Here is an 18191-nt window from a genome sequence, read left to right as displayed (position 1 = left end):
GGACATACTTTAAACTTAGGCTATGATAATCTTATCTCTCTACCGTAGCGCCCATAGACGTCTAGCCATGCCAGCGCTCCATCAATACCAGAGCTTCATCAATGCCCGTAACCACCGCCTCTACCAAGCTCCTAGAACCCATCTTCCAACTGCTGCAACACTTTAGACTGGATCAAGCCCAAATTCTTGATCTAGCGGCACTCACTGCAGAGGAACTCACGAAACCCGATGCACGCTTTCCAACGGCTGCCTATGCGCAGATACTACAAACCCTGACGCAAGCCACGAACAATCCTCGTATCGCGCTTAACTTAGGCGAGGCGACTCAACCGAGAATGCTGGGGTCGATAGGTTTTTTGATGTCTTCCGCTGAAACCCTAGGCAAAGCCTATCAAGCGTTAAGCGATTATCTGCCGATACTGCTTGAGGGCGCGCTGATTCAGATGGAGCAAACCGTTGACGGTACCGTACTTTCACTAGAATTAAACGACCCTAAACTGCACCCCGTCGAGTATCTGCTCGCCTGTATAACCAACTGGCCACGCCGCTTAACCGGTCATCAGGTGCCGGTACGCTTAGTACAATTGAGCTTCCCTGAGCCAGAAAATCCGCTACCGTATCAACAGTTTTTTGCCGCCGAGGTGCGTTTTGATGCGCCCCGCAATCAAGTTTTATTCGCTAACGACTACCTATCGCTGAGTTGCTTAGATGCCAATGCCGATATGCATCAATTGCATCGGGCGTTTGCCGACTCGTTGCTTAGCAAGTCTGCTCAGCAGAGTGCGCTCACGGCACAAACCCGTAACCTGATTCGTCGTCAGTTAGCCGAAGGGCAAGGCTGTATCAGACGGGAACAGGTGGCCGAAGCCCTTGGGCTCAGCCTACGAACACTGCAACGTAAACTCGGATTACAAGAGACCAATTTTCAAGATATTTATGATCAAACTCGGCGTGAAGTCTGCCTGCAGCTTATTCAACAGGGACAGCTGAGCTTTGGTGAAATCGCCTTTCAATTGGGGTTTTCCAATCAATCTGCTTTTCAAAAAGCCTTTAAACGCTGGATGGGCACCGCGCCTAGTCATTACCGGCAACAGATTAAGCCCTTAACCGTGATTGAAACCTCAGCCTTGCAAGCCGACGAACCGCATAAAACCGCATGGCTTGAAGAGATTAATCATCGTCAACGGAATAAACGCATTGAACAGCGAATACAACAACTGAGCCGCTTCACTCTCGAGCTATTGGAGTGGGCAGCATTATTGGGCGAAGCGTTTAAGCTGCAGGAGCTAGAGCAGGTCACTCAGCATCAGGTAGCCCGCTTAGCGATTCACCTATGGCCTGCCGAACAACGGGGATTAATTGATATCGGTGTAAACGCAACAGCCGATAGCGTCAACCACGAGCTTAACAGCAACGATGAACAAACCCTCTGTCGCTTTTGTCATGCTGAGATTCGCCGCTCACTCTATCAACGTCTCAGTGAGTCTGAAAAATGTCAACGTCATCATCGCTGCGGTATGATCATGCTCGCGCGAATACCTCAGACGTTTAACTTAGCGCAGATCACGCCAGCACTGCTACACCTCAATCGTGCCTATCAACAGACCGATCAAAAACAGAAAACCCAGCTACGACAACTGAATATCAAAGCCGCATTACTCGCCGAAGCGACACAACAGTTCAGTGACGCCAGCCGTTATCTCTCCAACGCTTATCGTCTGCTACGCACCGAGCAATATAAAAAGAAACATCAGCTACTCAGAAAGCGCGCAACACTTCACCTGCTGGCGGGTGAAGTTCGGCTGGCGGATCAATGCATGCAACAACTACCTAGCAATAACAATCCCGTCGAGCAGGTTAAAGCGGCCCTCATCAACACCGAAATATGCCTACACCGAGATCAGTACCCACGAGCACGTTTATACCTCCAGGACAGTTTGCGCCTAATAAGCGATGACGCACTCCCCGAAAACGAGAACGATCAATTGATGCGTCTGTTAGCGCAACACTCTCAGATCAACGCATTCATCGACGCCTCACGGCTACCACCATTGACACCACTGCGTGCACAAAAAAGCCTACTTCAATTACAGCTACTGGAACAGATTAGTGTGATTGCGCGTCAACAAGGTCAGCCCCTACTAGCCGCCTGCGCCATCGGACAGATGACGATGATCAGTTTACAACAGGGCCGCTGCTCGCTAACAGCTTACGCGTTTGTTAGTTATGCTTGGGTCGCCAGTTGGTTTTGTGCTGATGTTCGACTGGCACAGATTTTCTCGGTACAAGGAATGCAACTGGCTAATGAGTTTGGTGGTTTGATCGCCACCACAATCCCCTTACCCTCGAACATCGAGCCCCACACCAATATCGCCACTCATGCAGCCCTAATACAATCCAGTCAAGTACAGCACTGGTTTACCCCCCTTCGTCATACTAAGGAGCTACTGCTGCACATCGATTCATTAACGGAAAAACACGGCCATTGGTGGGTGCAGAGTGAATCTCGTCTGCTACAACATCAGCTCGCGGTGCTAACCAGCCACTCTTTGACTGAGCAACTAACCCTCTGTCGTCAACATTATCAACAAATGATGACACAGCAACAGCCTCATCAAGCGACCCGCTTACAGACATCATCATTGCTGTTGATGGAGCAACTCAGTGGTCAAAAACCACTGCCGCAACAGCTCGACTATCAACACGGGTGGCAGGGCGTCAGCTCAATTATGACGGCCTTCTTGCTCAACCAACAGCATCTATGGCCTGATTTATACGCCTGGGAAGCCCGCCTAGAAAATGATCTGCCGGGTTATTTCTGTGTCAGTGAAGCCCTCTTCTGCACCGCCATGATGCGACTCATATTGGCTCAGCAACAACAAGCTCTACTGCCCCGCCGACGGGTTGAAGTTGAGCAGATAGAATCTCGCTTTGAACTCTGGGCCACACACTGTCCCGAAAATTTCGCGACTCAGCGCTTATTACTGCAAGCCGAAAAAGCCTGTTTGTTAAATCAAGACCCCTACCCTCTATTTGAACGGGCGATTAGCTGTGCAGAACAGCACGGCGTGAATTATCATTCAGCGCTGTGTTATGAACGCTACGGGGCGTTTTTACAGACGCAGCAACAACATCGACTGGCACAGTTCTGCCGCGAAAAAAGCCGAGATATTTATGCACACTGGGGAGCCAGCGCAAAAGTAGCACTGTTAGATCAATTAAAACGCTGAGACACCATCGCGACAGCGCTAGACGCTCAACATGCATCAACAGTATTACTCAGATCATCAAAAACCGTTGTTTACTTAAGTTCGTCGGCTTTTTGTAGTACATCGCTAGCTTTTACTGGCAAAATAACGCTTTCAGGCAGAGTACGCATTGTAGATATTTATGACTCCATGGAAAGTATTGGTCGTTGACGACGAAGAAGGTATTCACGGGATTACTCGAATGATTTTTCGTGGCTATGAATTTGAGCAGCATCCGATCGAACTGATCCATGCGAAAAGTGGTCGTGAAGCCCGACAACAGCTCACCGATCACTCCGATATCGCCTTGGCGCTACTCGATGTTGTGATGGAAAATGATGATGAAGGCTTACAGTTAGTCGAATATATTCGCAACCAGCTCAACAATCAGGATATCCGCGTGATCCTGCGTACAGGACACCCCGGTTACGCTCCCGAATCACAGGTCATCGTCAATTATGATATCAACGATTATTTAAGCAAAGCAGAACTGTCGGCCTCCCGCCTGTTGACCTCAGTGGTTGTGGCGCTGAGATCGTTTCGTGATATCAAGAATGCCCGCACTCAAGCCAGCCAAGACAATCTTTCTAGCGCCCTCGATGAGCAACGCCTTGCAACAATTTCACAACAGTTAAATCAACAGGTTCGACCACTGCTCAAACAAAGCCAACGCTTACAGCAGATGGATCTCAACCCGGTAGCGAATGATTTAGCCGTTAGCCTACACGCTCATCATCAGCGGCTGGATAATAACATCTCCATGCTGAATCCCTGCCCACCCGTCACGCAGGCCGACAGGGTAGCCTTAGCACCGTTGATGGATGAGATACTGTATACTTTCTTACCCCAGTGTCGCCACGATGGCTGGCTCTTAGATTACAAACTCGACACCGCGCTAGCCGCAGAGATTCACTGCGACCCCACCCTTATAAGGCAGATACTCATTAGCGCTATTGAACTGGCGATTCTTCAAGCCAACGGTGCCGACCTGAAACTCAGTTTGCAACCCGCCGCGCAGCAAGGGCAACTACTCATCAGCGTGAGCTTAAACGATGGCCAGCCAGTGTTTCCATCGAGTCACTGGGCACAGTGCTTGCAAAACCACCTGCAACGCTTGTGTCAGCAACTGCAAGGACGCTTAAGCGAGCCTGATGAGCGCGGCACCATTAACTGTCAAGTACCGTTGCTTGAAATCGAGTAGGCCGAAGATTAAGTACGCCAAAAGCGTCAGACGATATTCTCAATCGCATAGCAAACGCTAACCGACGGCCTTCAGTGACCGACCTTAGATGGCGGAAGACTGGGCCTTAAAACAGACCCCGCCCTCCTGGTGCTCCTGTACCGATGGCCCCTCAGGCAACCGAGGTTGATCGGTAAAAATATCGGCAACGACAGGCTAGTTGTCAGACAACATATACACTGTTGCTTCTTGTCGTTGGGTATCGACCCAGCGCTCAACATCATCCTGGGTGCGGCCAAAGAAGACCACCCGTGACATCGGTTTGAGTGTGCCGTTTCCACTAATTTCATGCCGATAAACCCACCAACTATCGGCGGCCATCTGCTTGATATTCAGCGCGTATTGCAACGTGTTTATCGCTAAAAGCGCGTTAGCATTTTTCAGCATTCTGCCCGTTTATTATTAATATTATTTACTTGCTGCTAAGCCTGCGGGTATTAACGCTGGTTTACTCATATTTCATATTGAATAGTAGCAGAGGACTAACAATAGCCCTCTGCCCATTTAGTATTACTGCGCCTGAGCCAGCTCTAACAACTCACGGATTGCCACGGTAATAATCGCGAAATCCTGCTGTGCACTGCCTCGCACTTCGTTCAGCAGCGACTGCCACCGATCTAACAGACGATCATGACTGCTCAGCCAACGTTCAACTAGCGCATCGCCATCTAGTTCAGCGTCGGATGCCGTCCCATCGGCGGCCATCAACACACTGACTGTAATCGCTTGTTGATGGCTGGTCAGATCTTCACGGAAGCCATCCCGTGCCATCGACTCCCAATGGTTACTCGCCGCGAGCTCTTTCACTTGCTCATCAAACCATTGCAACTGCAGCCGCTCACCCAAATCAAAGTGAATCTGCGCAACCTGCTGTGGTGATTTACCCGTCTGTTCGGCTGACCGAATAACACTGAGTAACGCGTAGAGGCTGTCGGCACCGGCAACAATCGCCGCCAGATCACCAGGCACACCCGCACCCGTGAGTTGATCATGCTTATGCTGCCAGAGATTAAGCGGCTCACCTTTGAGCAACTGCGATAGCTGGCCGCTCAGCGTCGCGACACCCTCACTAAACTTATCCACCGCACCGGTAACATCCAAAGGCCGTTGATAGCGCAGGAACCACTGGGTGGCACGGCGTATTAAACGAATAACATCTGCCATCATCTGCTGTTGTAGCGCCGAATCCACTTGGTTATCCAAGGATTCAATCTGGTGCCACAGGGCATCGATATTAAACACATCTCGGGCGATCACAAAGGACGCCGCGACATCACCAAAACCAGCACCACTAATTTGACAGAGCCGATCCGCAAAGGTGATCCCCATGCTATTGATCATGCCATTGGCGATTTGGGTGGCGATAATTTCAGAACGCAGTCGGTGCTGCGAGATCTCAAGGCCAAACTCATTCACCAGCCGTTGCGGGAAAGCAGAGACCACCTCGCGACTCAGATAGCTATCCTCGGTAATCCAAGACTCGCTCAGCGCCTCTTTCAACTCCGCTTTCACATAGGAGATCAACACCGAGAGTTCTGGCCGGGTTAATCCCTCTCGGGCTTGTTTACGGTTCTGCAGCAGCTCATCGGAAGGCATGAACTCCAGTTCTCGATCCAGCTTACCCGAGGCTTCAAGACGATGAATCAAACGAATGTATTCATCCATCGAACGACGCGCATGGCTATGGCCGATACTGATCGCCTGTGCCTGCTTATAATTATTCTGCAACACCAGATCACCGACTTCATCGGTCATCTCACGCAGCAAGGCGTTACGCTGCTTGACGGTCATATCACCGTTAGCAACCACCTCATTCAGCAGTATCTTGATGTTTACCTCATGGTCGGAACAATCCACACCACCGGCATTATCAATAAAGTCAGTATTGGATTTACCGCCATGGGCACAGAACTCTATCCGACCTAATTGAGTAAAACCAAGGTTACCGCCTTCCCCTAACACCCGACAACGCAGCTGATTGCCATTGATACGCAAACCATCATTGGCCTTATCACCCACCTCGGCATGACTCTCATGGGAGGCTTTCACATAGGTGCCAATCCCGCCATTCCAAATCAGATCAACCGGTGCTTTCAACAGCGCGGTAAGCAGGTCATTAGGTGATAAGCGGCTCTCCTGAATATCAAAACGGGCTTGCATCTGCGGGCTGATATCCAACCACTTAGCCCCACGGGAAAAGATTCCACCGCCGGCGGAGATCAACTCTTTGTTATAGTCTTCCCAGCTAGAACGTGGCAGCTCAAATAGACGCTTACGCTCAATAAAGCTGCTAGCGGCATCCGGGGTCGGATCGATGAAAATATGCAAATGGTTAAAGGCCGCACAGAGCTGAATATGCTCGGACAGCAGCATCCCATTACCGAAGACATCTCCGGCCATATCGCCAATCGCAACCACCGTAAAGTCTTCCGATTGAATATCTTTGCCGAGTTCACGGAAGTGCAGTTTAACCGACTCCCATGCGCCCCGTGCCGTGATGCCCATACCTTTATGGTCATAGCCCTGTGAGCCACCGGACGCAAAAGCATCGCCTAACCAAAAGCCGCGTTCTTCGGCGATAGCATTAGCAATATCAGAGAAAGTCGCGGTGCCTTTATCGGCCGCCACCACAAAATAGGGATCATCTTCATCATGTCGCACGACATCAACGGGCGGAACCACTTCGCCACCCACCAAGTTGTCGGTAATATCCAGCAACGCCGAGATAAAGATCTGATAACTGGCGATACCTTCCGCCTGAAAGGCTTCACGGCCACCGGTTGTAGGTAACTTTTTCGCGACAAAGCCGCCTTTCGCACCGACCGGCACAATCACCGAGTTTTTCACTTGCTGCGCTTTAACCAGCCCCAGCACCTCGGTACGATAATCTTCTAATCGATCTGACCAACGCAGCCCCCCACGGGCAACTTTGCCGCCACGTAAATGCACCCCTTCAACCCGCGCCGAATAGACGAATACTTCAAACATGGGTCGAGGTTGAGGAATACCCGCGATCGCCCGAGGATTGAGTTTAAAGGCAAAATAGTCCTTCAACTCACCGGCGACATCACGCTGAAAATAGCTCGTACGCAGGGTGGCTTTGATCAACTCAAGAAAGCGCCGCAGGATCTGATCTTCATTGAGATTATCCACCTTCTCTAGGGCTTCAAGAACACTATTGCTAATACGCTCCACCAGCGCCTCAGCTTTAGGACTGTCCCAGCGACTCGGATCAAAACGCGCCCGAAACAGAGTCACCAGCAACTTAGTCACATGAATATGTCGTGCCAGCGTACCGGCGATATAGGATTGTGAGAAGCCGAACCGAATCTGTTTATTATAACGAGCATAGGCTCGCAGCATCGCCACCTCTCGCCAACTCAGGTTAGCGCCAATGATCAGATGGTTAAACTCATCATTTTCGGCGCAACCGCTCCAAATATTAGCAAAGGCCTCATGAAAAAAGTCTTTCACCTCTTCCAGCACAACCGGTGCAGCCCCTTGACTGATCAGGGTGAAATCATGCATCCAGAACTGCTTGCCATCACTGCGGCTCACCGCATAAGGATGCTCGCCGATCACCCGCATACCGAGGTTTTCCAGCACCGGGATCACATCCGACAGCACCAACGGCTCGTTCGCGTGAAACAATTTAAAGCGCAAAACGTCTTGGCTCTGCTCCAACACCCGGTAAAAACTCATGGTCACGGGATTAGTATCGCTCAAGGCTTCGATACGTTGAATATCATATACCGCACTCAAAACCGGAAAGTGCTCTCGGTAAGCACTGGTAAAAGCATGACCATAATAGTTATGCAGCCGATTACCCTGCTCTTCGCCACATAGCCCTGTCAATGCGGTATGCAGCTCATCCCGCCAGTCACGGGAAATATTAATCACATCCGCTTCCAACTGAGACAGATCAAGGGCGTCAGCCGTCTCTGGATCGATACGCAGGACATATTGCACCCGCGCCAAAATAGACTCACTAAAGGTGGTGGTGAATTCAGCCTCACCGGCATGACAAGCCTTCACTAACAGATCCTGAACCTGCCGTCGCAACGCCGTGGAAAAAATATCTCGCGGTACATAGTAGAGAAAAGTAATAAATTGATGACAGCGGTCTTTACGCACCAACAGTTTTACTTTGCGGCGATCGTGTAAGCTGAAAATACCCATCGCCGTATCGAGCAAGTCTTGCTCACTGGAGAGAAACAGCTCGTCACGGGGCAAATCACTCATGATTTGCAGAAGCTCTTTGCCATTATGACTACGACGCTCAAAACCCGCACGTTTCAACACCGCTTCCGCTTTACGGCGGATCACCGGGATCATCAGCATCGGTTCGGAATACACCGATGAGGTATACAACCCATGGAAGCGGCACTTAGCAATGACATTCCCCTGCGCATCAAAACGCTTAATGACCACTCGATCCATATAGGCCGGTCGGTGCACGAGAGAATAATGATAATCTTTCGCGAACATTAGCCGGCTAGGCTCTAAGAGAAAATCCCGTTCATCATCACGTAAATCCTCTAGCAGGCTCGAATGTCCCTGGCCGGCATGTTTATGTAATTTTAAGGTGCCTAACTCGCTGCCTTCGCAACGACGCACACGTTCACCTTCGACACTCAGCTCATCGTAACCGAGAAAGGTAAAATGATTATCAAGCATCCAACTTAAAAATGCCTGTGCCTCTAGGTCATCGGGCTGGGCCGATGCTTGGGATAGCTCATCAAGCAGAGTCTGAGCCTGTGTCTGCATCAAAGCGTAATCAGCAACCGCAATACGGACATTTTCAAGCACCAACAGCAATGATGTCAGTATCGCTTTTAATTCAACCGGATCGCTGGTGCGGTCAATTTCCAAATAAATAATCGATTCCGCCTGGGCCGTTTCATGATCAGCATCTACAATGCTGACCAATTTGCCCTCATCTCGCTCAACGTGAAGCACCGCGTTATGAACGGTGTGAATGCCTAACCCGCGACGATTCAACTCCATGCGGACAGAATCAACCAAAAATGGCATATCCCGTTGCACAATCTCGATCACTGTATGTTGTGACCACCAGCCAAACTGCTCAAGATCAGGGTTATACACCCGCACTTTCGGCTCGCTGCCTGCAAAGTTTTGCAGGAACTGCCAACAGGACATGGTTGAGCCATAGAGATTATCTAATGAGCGTTCGTTGAGCTCGTCATAGGTCGACGTCTGGTAGTAGTAATAAGCGAAATTGACCGCTGTACTGGCCATCTCTGCTGGGAGTTTTTCGATAATTAAGTCATTCAGCGGCGTAAGCAGCACTGATTTATCAGATGAGCGATCAGGCATTTTTAAACCTTCTTATTATTTTATATAAGTGCAGACAGAGAGCTGCCCAGAAGATACTAATACAATATAGCTGGCAAGCACTTTTAATAACTCCCTTTCATGCCAATTAAACCTCCTTGTATGCCAAGCAGGCTTAATAAGATGAAAAACACGGCGAATAAACCACTGACAAAACACAGACTCCTCCTTAATAAAAAACGGTTATCACTCTCTTGATGTAGATAGTGGAGGACAACCGCTTTACAGCTCAACGGTACAGCATAGTGCCGCAGCATTGTTAATCGTCTCTGGCTCCAAGCTTAATTGACTCTAAGCTTCACTGACTCATAGACATCGGCAAATAGGTAACGATCTGCGGGAACAGATAGATCAATACCACCGCGAACATGATCAGCAGAAAAAACGGCAGTGCCGCACGGGCGACATATAAAATATTTTTACCGGTTAATGCCTGAATAACGAACAGATTGAAACCGACCGGCGGGGTGATTTGCGACATTTCAACCACCAACACGATGTAGATACCAAACCAGAGCAGATCAATACCGGCCTGCTGAACCATTGGCAACACCACCGCCACCGTTAACACCACCACCGAGATACCATCGAGAAAGCAGCCCAGGGCAACAAACAACACCGTCAAATAGATCAACAGCATGCCCGGTGACAACGACATCTGCCCAATCCATTCGGCCAAAGCCCGAGGGATACCGAGAAAACCCATCGCCAATGTGAGGAAGTGCGCCCCGGCGAGAATCATCCCAATCATGCAGGAGCTCTTAACCGCGCCAGTCAAACTCGCCCCAAAGCTTTGTGCGTTTAATGAACCAGTTACAGCCGCTAAAAAGAGTGCACCAATAACCCCTAACGCCGCCGCTTCAGTTGGGGTGGTAAAACCACCGTATATTGACCCCAGTACAAAACCAATCAGACACAAAATCGGCAGCAGTAAACGCAGCGCTTTAATCTTTGCCGCCAGTGAAACATGGGTTTTATCATGCGGCGGCAGTTCGTTTTTATTCAGCAACGCCCAAATGACCGTATAGCCCATAAATAGCGTGACCAACAATAACCCCGGCAACGCACCGGCAATAAACAAACGACCAATGGAGACTTCCGCGGCCACACCGTAAACAATCAAAATGATCGACGGAGGAATCAATAGCCCTAAGGTGCCCGACCCCGCCAGGGTACCAACCGCCATACGATCGCTATAGCCCTGTGCCTTTAATTCCGGCAGCGTCATGCGGCCGATGGTCGCCGCTGTCGCCGCCGATGAACCAGACACCGCGGCAAAAATGCCACAGCTGAGCACATTAACGTGTAACAGCTTACCAGGAAGACCGCTTAGCCAAGGCGATAGACCTTTGAACAGATCCTCCGACAGCCGGGTGCGAAACAGTATCTCGCCCATCCAAATAAACAGCGGTAGCGCCGTCAATGACCATGAGGTACTGGCGCCCCAAGTAGAGGTCGCAAACAGCAGGCCGATCTGATCATTGCCCGATAAAAACAGTCCTAGGATACCCACCCCGAATAACGCCAGTGAGACCCAAAAACCCAACGCCAGCATAGCTAGCATCAACACAGCAAGCGTGATGCCTATCACAGTGATATCCATTACACGTCCTCCAGTTGCAACGCTGTTTCATATACCTGGTAGGACGGACTTTGACGCCTTAATAAGGCGATAACATCATCCACAACCGCAATATTTAACATCAAGATCCCCAACGCAACGGGCACCTGCGGTAACCAGATCGGCACCGATACATAACCGGACGACACCTCTTCAAAAATATAGGATTCCCATACCATATGAACCGCATAGAAAGACATAAAACTCACCAGCGCCAGTGCCAATAGCAGCACTAACAACTCCTGATAATATCGCCCCCCTTTACGCCATCTCTGAATCACCAACGTCACTCGGATATGCCCTCCTTCACGGAAGGTATAGGCCAAACCAAAGAAGGTTGCGGCGGCCAGCGCATAGCCGGAGAAATCCTCGGCAGATGGCACAATAAAGCCAAATAACCGAGCGACAATTTGGGCGGTGATAATCAGCGTAATCAGGACAATGCAGCCTCCCGATAGATACCCGGATGCCAGATAAAGCTTATTCAGTAGAGAACGCATAGTACTCCCCTATTGCCTGGAAGCCCTGCCAGTATGACAGGGCTTATTGGTCGCAAAATTACTGTTTGAAATTAGCCAAAATAGTTTCAATTTCAGGCGCTTCGGCTTGCCACTCGTCGATCATGATTGCACCGATCTTATTCAACTCGCTCATAAGCTCGGCAGAAGGTTCAGTCACAACAATGCCGTTGTCGGCTAGGGTTTTCGTGTCTTCTTTCGCTTTCTCCCGCACACCGACCCAGCCTTTCGCTTCGGCATTCGCCGCCGCAGCTAAAATGACCGCTTGGGTATCTTTATTGAGACGTTTAAACGCACGCTTATTTACCACCACAATGTTCTTTGGAATCCAAGCACGAATATCGGTGTAGTGGCTAAGATAATCCCATGCTTGACCATTCACGCCGGTCGACGGTGAGGTGATCATCGCGTCGATAATACCGGTACTGAAGGCTTGTGGAATTTCCGGCACCTGAACGGTAGTCGGTGAAGTATTCATCAAATCTGCCAAGCGCGAGGTCGACGGGCTATAGGCGCGCATTTTTGAGCCTTCAAGGTCGGCTAATGAATTGACCGGGGCTTTAGTGTAGAGACTCTGGGCAGGCCATGCCACCGTATACAACAGCATCATGCCCTCTTTGTTCAACTGCTTTTCAACTTCAGGCTTAGCCGCTTTCCAAAGTTTTTCAGCGCTATCGAAAGAGGTCGCCAAAAATGGAATATTGTCGTGCTTAAACACCGGGTGGGTATTACCCATGATGCCAATAAAGACTTCACCAAGCTGCACCTGACCGGTTTTCACCGCGCGTGGAATTTCTGGGTGTTTAATCAGAGAGGCACCGGAATGCACCACAATATCTAACTCACCAGCGGTCTTGCTTTTGATCTCTTCAGCAAATTGATAGGCAATCTTTGTCGGTAGGTTTGCATCCCCATAGGGGGTTGGCATATGCCATTGAGAGGCGGCTGTGGCCACACCGGATGAACCCAACATCATGACAGAAGCACAAAGTACCGCGGCTCGCTTAATTAGATATTTCATTTTTATTCTCCAAGTATAGGTTGGCTTGCAATAGCAGTGGCATTAATGACCATTCACTAACACTGACTAAAGCAATCGTTATACCAAACCGACAAAAATAAAATAATTAATTAAAATACAAAGAGTTAGATAAATAAAAAACAAATATCACAAGACTAATGAGTTACTTTTGACTCGACTCATTTAAAGCCAATGAGTCACTTTTGACTCAACCGCTGGTAAAGTCGCTTCGCTCGATAGCGTGTTTTTTCATACGTAGATAGAGCTTCTTCCGTGGGATACCTAGCTTATCGGCGGTTAACTCCACCTGTCCCTTGTTGGCCTTTAGTGCCGCCGTAATGACCCGCTTTTCATAGCCGGCAACCATCTCATCCAACTGCCCCTCACTGTCAAGAGAAGTCGGTTCACTGTCATCAACCCCTAACCCCAAGACCCAGCGTTCCGCCACGTTACGCAATTCACGCACATTCCCCGGCCAAGTCCGCGAAGCGAGCGCTAACAGAAGGGATTCCGGTATCGGCTGACTATCGCGATTAAAACGTTGAGATGCCAGATCGGCAAAATGACTGAACAAAAAGGGAATATCCTGCTTGCGCTGATCGAGACGAGGAATATCAATACTGGCAACATTTAAACGGTAATACAGATCTTCTCGAAAAGAGCCTTCATCTGCCGCCACCCGTAGATCAACTTTCGAGGCGCCGAGCACCCGGATATCCACCTTAATATCGGCATTACCACCGAGCCGCTGCAACACTCGCTCTTGCAGCACCCGGATTAAACGTACCTGCAACGAAGCCGGCATGCTTTCAATCTCATCGAGAAACAGGGTCCCACCGCTGGCATATTCGATTTTACCGATACGTTTGTTATTGGCCCCAGTAAAGGCACCGGCTTCATGGCCAAACAACTCGCTCTCTATCAGCGTTTCCGCTAGCGCACCGCAGTTAAGCGCAACAAATGGCTTCTTGGCTCTCGGGCTGAAGTCATGCAAACAGCGGGCGACCACCTCCTTACCCGTTCCGGTTGCACCATTGATAATCAGATCAACATCCACCTGAGCCAACTGTATAACGGTTTCCCGCAAGCGCGTGATGCTGGCGGTCTGACCAATCAAGCGATTATGGATCTCATGCTGTCCCTCGACCGCTTGCCGTAAAGCACGGTTTTCCAACACCAGTTGGCGTTTCTTCCAAGCGCGCTGAACAGTATTCAGATGGTGTTGAGGGTCATCATTCTTTTCCAAAAAATCATAAGCCCCCATCCTGATGGCCTGTATCGCGATAGCAATATCCGAATGACCACTAAACATAATGACCGGTATTTCAGCATCCACGTCTATTATTTTCTGCAATACCTCAAGCCCACCCATGCTACCCATCCGCACATCGCAGATCACCACACCGAACCAGCCCAACGAACATTCAGCTATCGCCTCCGATGGGTTTTCAAAAGCTTGGGCGTTATAACCCTCTAGCTCCAGCGTCTGAATCATCGATTCACGGACGATCTCTTCATCATCGATAACGATTATCTGGCCATCATAGGTCGATGAGTTCATGACTTGCTTCTCCGGTATTCGGGTAACTGGATAGAAAATGAGGCCCCTTGACGAGATTCAAGGTCGACGCTCAACTTACCACCCAAACTATTAATGATGTTATAAGAGATCGATAATCCAAGCCCAAGACTCTGCCCTCGGCGTTTGGTGGTAAAAAACGGTTCAAAGATCTGCTCCCGCAGCTCACGACTAATACCCGGGCCATTATCGCTGACATAGATGGTTATCCAATCATTATGATGTCGGCAATCAATATGGATCTGTTTCTCCGGCTGCTCATGTATGGCATCCAAAGCGTTCGTGACCAAATTCAAAACCACCTGCTCCAACTGGACCGGATCGGCATTGACCACGTTTTGCGGGTCTTCAAAGGTAACGTGGATATCGGTTAGCTTTCTGACCTCGTCCCCCGCCAACATGAGCAATACATTATCCACCACCTGTTGCAGTTCAACCGCCTCCCAATTCTCTTTTTGTGGTCGAGCTAATGACTTCAGCCGGGTAATAATGGTCGCCGCACGCTTTTTAAGGTTAGAGATCTGATTGAGATTTTTCTCGACCTCCTCAAGCTTGCCGGCGTGAAGAAAACGAATGCCGTTGTGGGAGTAATGCCCAATGGCAGATAATGGCTGATTAATCTCATGGGCAATACCCGCCGAAAGCTGACCAAGGGCGGCTAATTTACCCGCCTGAACCAACTCTTCTTGCAGATTAGAGAGCTGATCCCTAAAGCTAACGAGCGCGCCCGCCATTGTGCCGATCTCATCGCCCCCTTTAACAACCACCTGCTGATCAAGATTACCACTCGCAATTGAACGCATACTGGCATCTAAGCTAGTGATTCTGGCCACCATATTTCGGCCAACGTATAACCAAACAATCAAAATAGATAACAATAAGCTCATGGCCACCAGCAGCAACATCCACACGCGACCTTTCTTAATGGTTGCTCGCACGTTATTAGCCGAGCTCTGCGCCGCAGCCTCGGTATTTGCCGTCTGCACCGCAATCAGCTGATTTAAATCATCCAGTTCTTGGCTAATCGCTAATAACAACTGCTCTCCCGCCTGCCCTATCAATCGCTCTTCACGTCTGATGGTAAAAATATTTCCCTCTCCCTGAGCCAGCCACACGATATTGTCCACCGACTGTTTCAAGTGTTGCAGCGCATACAGTTCATTCACGGCCTGTAAATCTTGCTGAATGCGTTTAACAATATCGGCGGAATGCAACTGGGTGGCGATCAGAGAGTTAAGATCCGGCAGGTGTCCGGCACGATCAACTAAGTTAGTCAGTAAATTGACATCCGCCTCAATACGATACAAACGTTGCAGATCAGTATTGATCTCCCGTACCGACGCTTTACCAAAATAGTTTGTGACCGCCCAGCCGTCGGGATAATCCTCATTTATACGACTAAACAAGTGTAACTGGGCATTTTCAGTGACCGTTTTAATATCCGCCAGGAAACTCGCACCCGCCCACCGAAGACGCCGGTTCTCCTGTGCTTTGTGCTGCTGTATGGCGAGTTTATTGCCAACATTCTGATCGAGTTCAGACAGGGTCGTCTGCAGTTTTATTATCTGTTTCAGCAAAGAGCCTTGCCGTTGTGGATCGGGCGTCACCGCAGCAATCAACGGCAACAAGCCCTTCATCATCGTGATACTGAGATCAAGATCCGCCAATATTTGTTGGCGGCTCGATTCATCCTCTGCCGCCAGCAGGGTCGGTGCCATAAGGGTTATTTTGGTGCCGCCCTCCTTTAAATCAGAGATCAGACTGAGGGTCTGGATATTGCCTTCAACCAAACGGCTCAGTTCATCCCCTAAACGGTCAAAGGAGATCCAACTAATCATCGTTGCCAACAGAGTCAGCGCACTCAAGGCACCAAAGGCTAAGAAAAAACGTCCTCTAATACCTAACTTATAACCACTCTTCATAAAAAGGACGCCATAATAAAACGATACTGAATAATAGCTATTTCAGCAGTTAATTAAAAATCCACCTCTCACCTTCCCTAAGACAGTAGGTTATACTCAACTCTTATCATAATAGGCTAGGCGACATGACGCATCGAGCGCCCCCTGTGTATAAAAACGGCAGATATGAAAACCATTAAATACTACATAGCGGTACTGTTAATCGGCCTAGTCATCACCGGCATCAGCCGTTTAAGTGTGGCTAACGATACCATCATTATCAAAGCCGTGGGTACTTGGAGCTATTTCCATAACTACCCAAAACATGAAGGACCTTTTTGGAATCAACATATTGCCGAAGTGTCCAAGGGACAAATTGTCGGTGAGATAAAACCTCAGGATGAACTCGGTGTACGGGGCTTCGAAATCATGCGCCTGTTAAAGAATGGCGTGTTCGATTTCGCCTTTGGTTTACCCGCTTACACCATGGAAGAAAGTGAAATATTCGAAGGCGCCGACCTCTCCTCACTGGTGCAGAATATAGCCATCCAACGAAAAGTAGCGAATGCTTACTTCCCGACGTTAGAGCGGGCGTTTTCTGAGAAGTACAATGCTAAGTTAATGATGCTCTATCCATTTCCAAGCCAGATGATCTGGTGTACGGAGCCGGTCAACAACATTAAGGACCTGCAAGGACGACGCATCAGAGTCTTCCTAAAAACCCTCGCCGACTTCGTTGATGGCGCTGGCGCAATTCCGGTCAGCGTGCCTTATCATGATGTGCCTGATGCACTCGCACAGCACAAAATCGATTGTGTCATCACCGGCAGCATGTCGGCTTATACCGCCAAGCTGTATTCACAAACACCCTATGGCTTTACCCTCAGAGTCGGTTGGGGGCTGGCGTTCGGCGCCATGAACTTGGATAAATGGAATCGCTTAAGTGCCCCTCAAAAAGTATTACTGCAACAGGAGATCACCACCCTCACAGACAACATGTGGCAGGAAACCGCAACCGTTGACGACAGCGCACTGACCTGTTTATCAAGAGGGCCTTGCCCGATCGGCGACATTGGCAATATGATACTCGTTGCGCCCTCCGAAGCAGATCTCGCCATTCGTGATCAGATTGCCAAAGATGTTATATTACCCCGCTGGACGCAGCGCTGTGGCCCTGAATGTGCTGCTAACTGGAACCGCACGGTCGGTAAGGTTATCGGTTTAAGGGCTGAGATCAATGTTCGATGAGCCGATTGAATAGATCACCTCTAAGCCAACGTTTTTACGAATTATGCAACCAAAAACCGTTGGGATTACGCCTGCTTGCCGCGATTTTGCTCTACAGCTCCGTCATTACCCTAGTCGCCACCGCCACCCAACTCTGGCTCGATTATCGCTATGAACGATCCGCCATCGAAGAGCGTTTGCAACAGATTGAAGCCAGTTCACTCAACAGCCTCGCTAATAGCCTGTGGGAGATCAGTCCAACTCAGATTCAGGTACAATTAGATGGTATTTTGCAGCTACCCGATGTCCATTATCTGGCGCTAAAAACCCCTTTTGATGATCAGTATACTGCCGGTCATAAACCTCAAGTCGGCGCGATCGTCGAACGACATTACCCCCTCAACTACACCGATAGCAGCAATCAAGCCGTGAAAGTGGGTGATCTAACCCTCATCGTCAGCCTCGATGAAGTGTACCGCCG

Annotated in this window: 10 protein-coding genes and 1 pseudogene; 4 read left to right on the top strand and 7 right to left on the bottom strand. The window is 49.5% G+C overall.

Features of this window, described 5'->3' with window-relative positions; translation table 11 throughout:
• The first annotated feature begins 101 nt into the window (after positions 1-101).
• Together Q4488_RS01460 and Q4488_RS01455 are read left to right on the top strand one after the other, a co-directional pair.
• The gene (locus Q4488_RS01460; protein ID WP_303578673.1) at positions 102-3230 is read left to right on the top strand and encodes an AraC family transcriptional regulator; all 3129 of its coding nucleotides are present in this window, start codon (positions 102-104) and stop codon (positions 3228-3230) included.
• A 160-nt stretch (positions 3231-3390) separates the two neighbouring features.
• Positions 3391-4449: a response regulator gene (locus tag Q4488_RS01455; protein ID WP_303578672.1), complete on the top strand. Its 1059-nt coding sequence runs from the start codon at positions 3391-3393 to the stop codon at positions 4447-4449.
• Between the two features lie 195 nt (positions 4450-4644).
• Here the strand turns inward: Q4488_RS01455 and Q4488_RS01450 are convergent, their stop codons facing one another.
• From Q4488_RS01450 to Q4488_RS01420, 7 genes are all read right to left on the bottom strand, one after another.
• A complete protein-coding gene (locus Q4488_RS01450) occupies positions 4645-4875 on the bottom strand; it encodes a hypothetical protein (RefSeq protein ID WP_303578671.1) in 231 nt (76 codons plus the stop codon).
• A gap of 123 nt (positions 4876-4998) precedes the next feature.
• Positions 4999-9825, bottom strand: coding sequence for an NAD-glutamate dehydrogenase (locus tag Q4488_RS01445; RefSeq protein WP_303578670.1), 4827 nt, complete (start codon positions 9823-9825; stop codon positions 4999-5001).
• A gap of 316 nt (positions 9826-10141) precedes the next feature.
• Positions 10142-11446 carry a TRAP transporter large permease gene (locus tag Q4488_RS01440; RefSeq protein ID WP_303578669.1) on the bottom strand — a complete coding sequence of 435 codons (1305 nt, stop codon included), beginning with the start codon at positions 11444-11446 and terminating at the stop codon, positions 10142-10144.
• The gene (locus Q4488_RS01435) at positions 11446-11964 is read right to left on the bottom strand and encodes a TRAP transporter small permease (protein ID WP_303578668.1); all 519 of its coding nucleotides are present in this window, start codon (positions 11962-11964) and stop codon (positions 11446-11448) included. Before Q4488_RS01435 ends, Q4488_RS01440 begins: the two co-directional genes overlap by 1 nt.
• A 58-nt stretch (positions 11965-12022) precedes the next feature.
• Positions 12023-13003, bottom strand: a complete 981-nt coding sequence (locus Q4488_RS01430; RefSeq protein ID WP_303578667.1) for a TRAP transporter substrate-binding protein — start codon at positions 13001-13003, stop codon at positions 12023-12025.
• Between the two features lie 208 nt (positions 13004-13211).
• Entirely contained in the window at positions 13212-14564 is a 1353-nt protein-coding gene (locus tag Q4488_RS01425; protein ID WP_303578666.1) for a sigma-54 dependent transcriptional regulator, read from the bottom strand.
• Positions 14561-16504, bottom strand: coding sequence for an ATP-binding protein (locus Q4488_RS01420; protein ID WP_303578665.1), 1944 nt, complete (start codon positions 16502-16504; stop codon positions 14561-14563). The genes Q4488_RS01425 and Q4488_RS01420 overlap by 4 nt, the downstream gene beginning before the upstream one ends.
• A 165-nt stretch (positions 16505-16669) precedes the next feature.
• Between Q4488_RS01420 and Q4488_RS01415 the strand changes: the two genes are divergently transcribed.
• Positions 16670-17731 carry a TRAP transporter substrate-binding protein gene (locus tag Q4488_RS01415; protein ID WP_303578664.1) on the top strand — a complete coding sequence of 354 codons (1062 nt, stop codon included), beginning with the start codon at positions 16670-16672 and terminating at the stop codon, positions 17729-17731.
• Between the two features lie 5 nt (positions 17732-17736).
• Positions 17737-18191: pseudogene (locus tag Q4488_RS01410) on the top strand (histidine kinase); the annotation flags it as partial.

Origin of the sequence: Amphritea sp. 1_MG-2023 (genome assembly GCF_030547545.1) — a bacterium.
GTDB lineage: Bacteria > Pseudomonadota > Gammaproteobacteria > Pseudomonadales > Balneatricaceae > Amphritea.
Note: the sequence above shows the minus strand (reverse complement) of the source record. Positions and strands in the feature narration are given on the sequence as shown.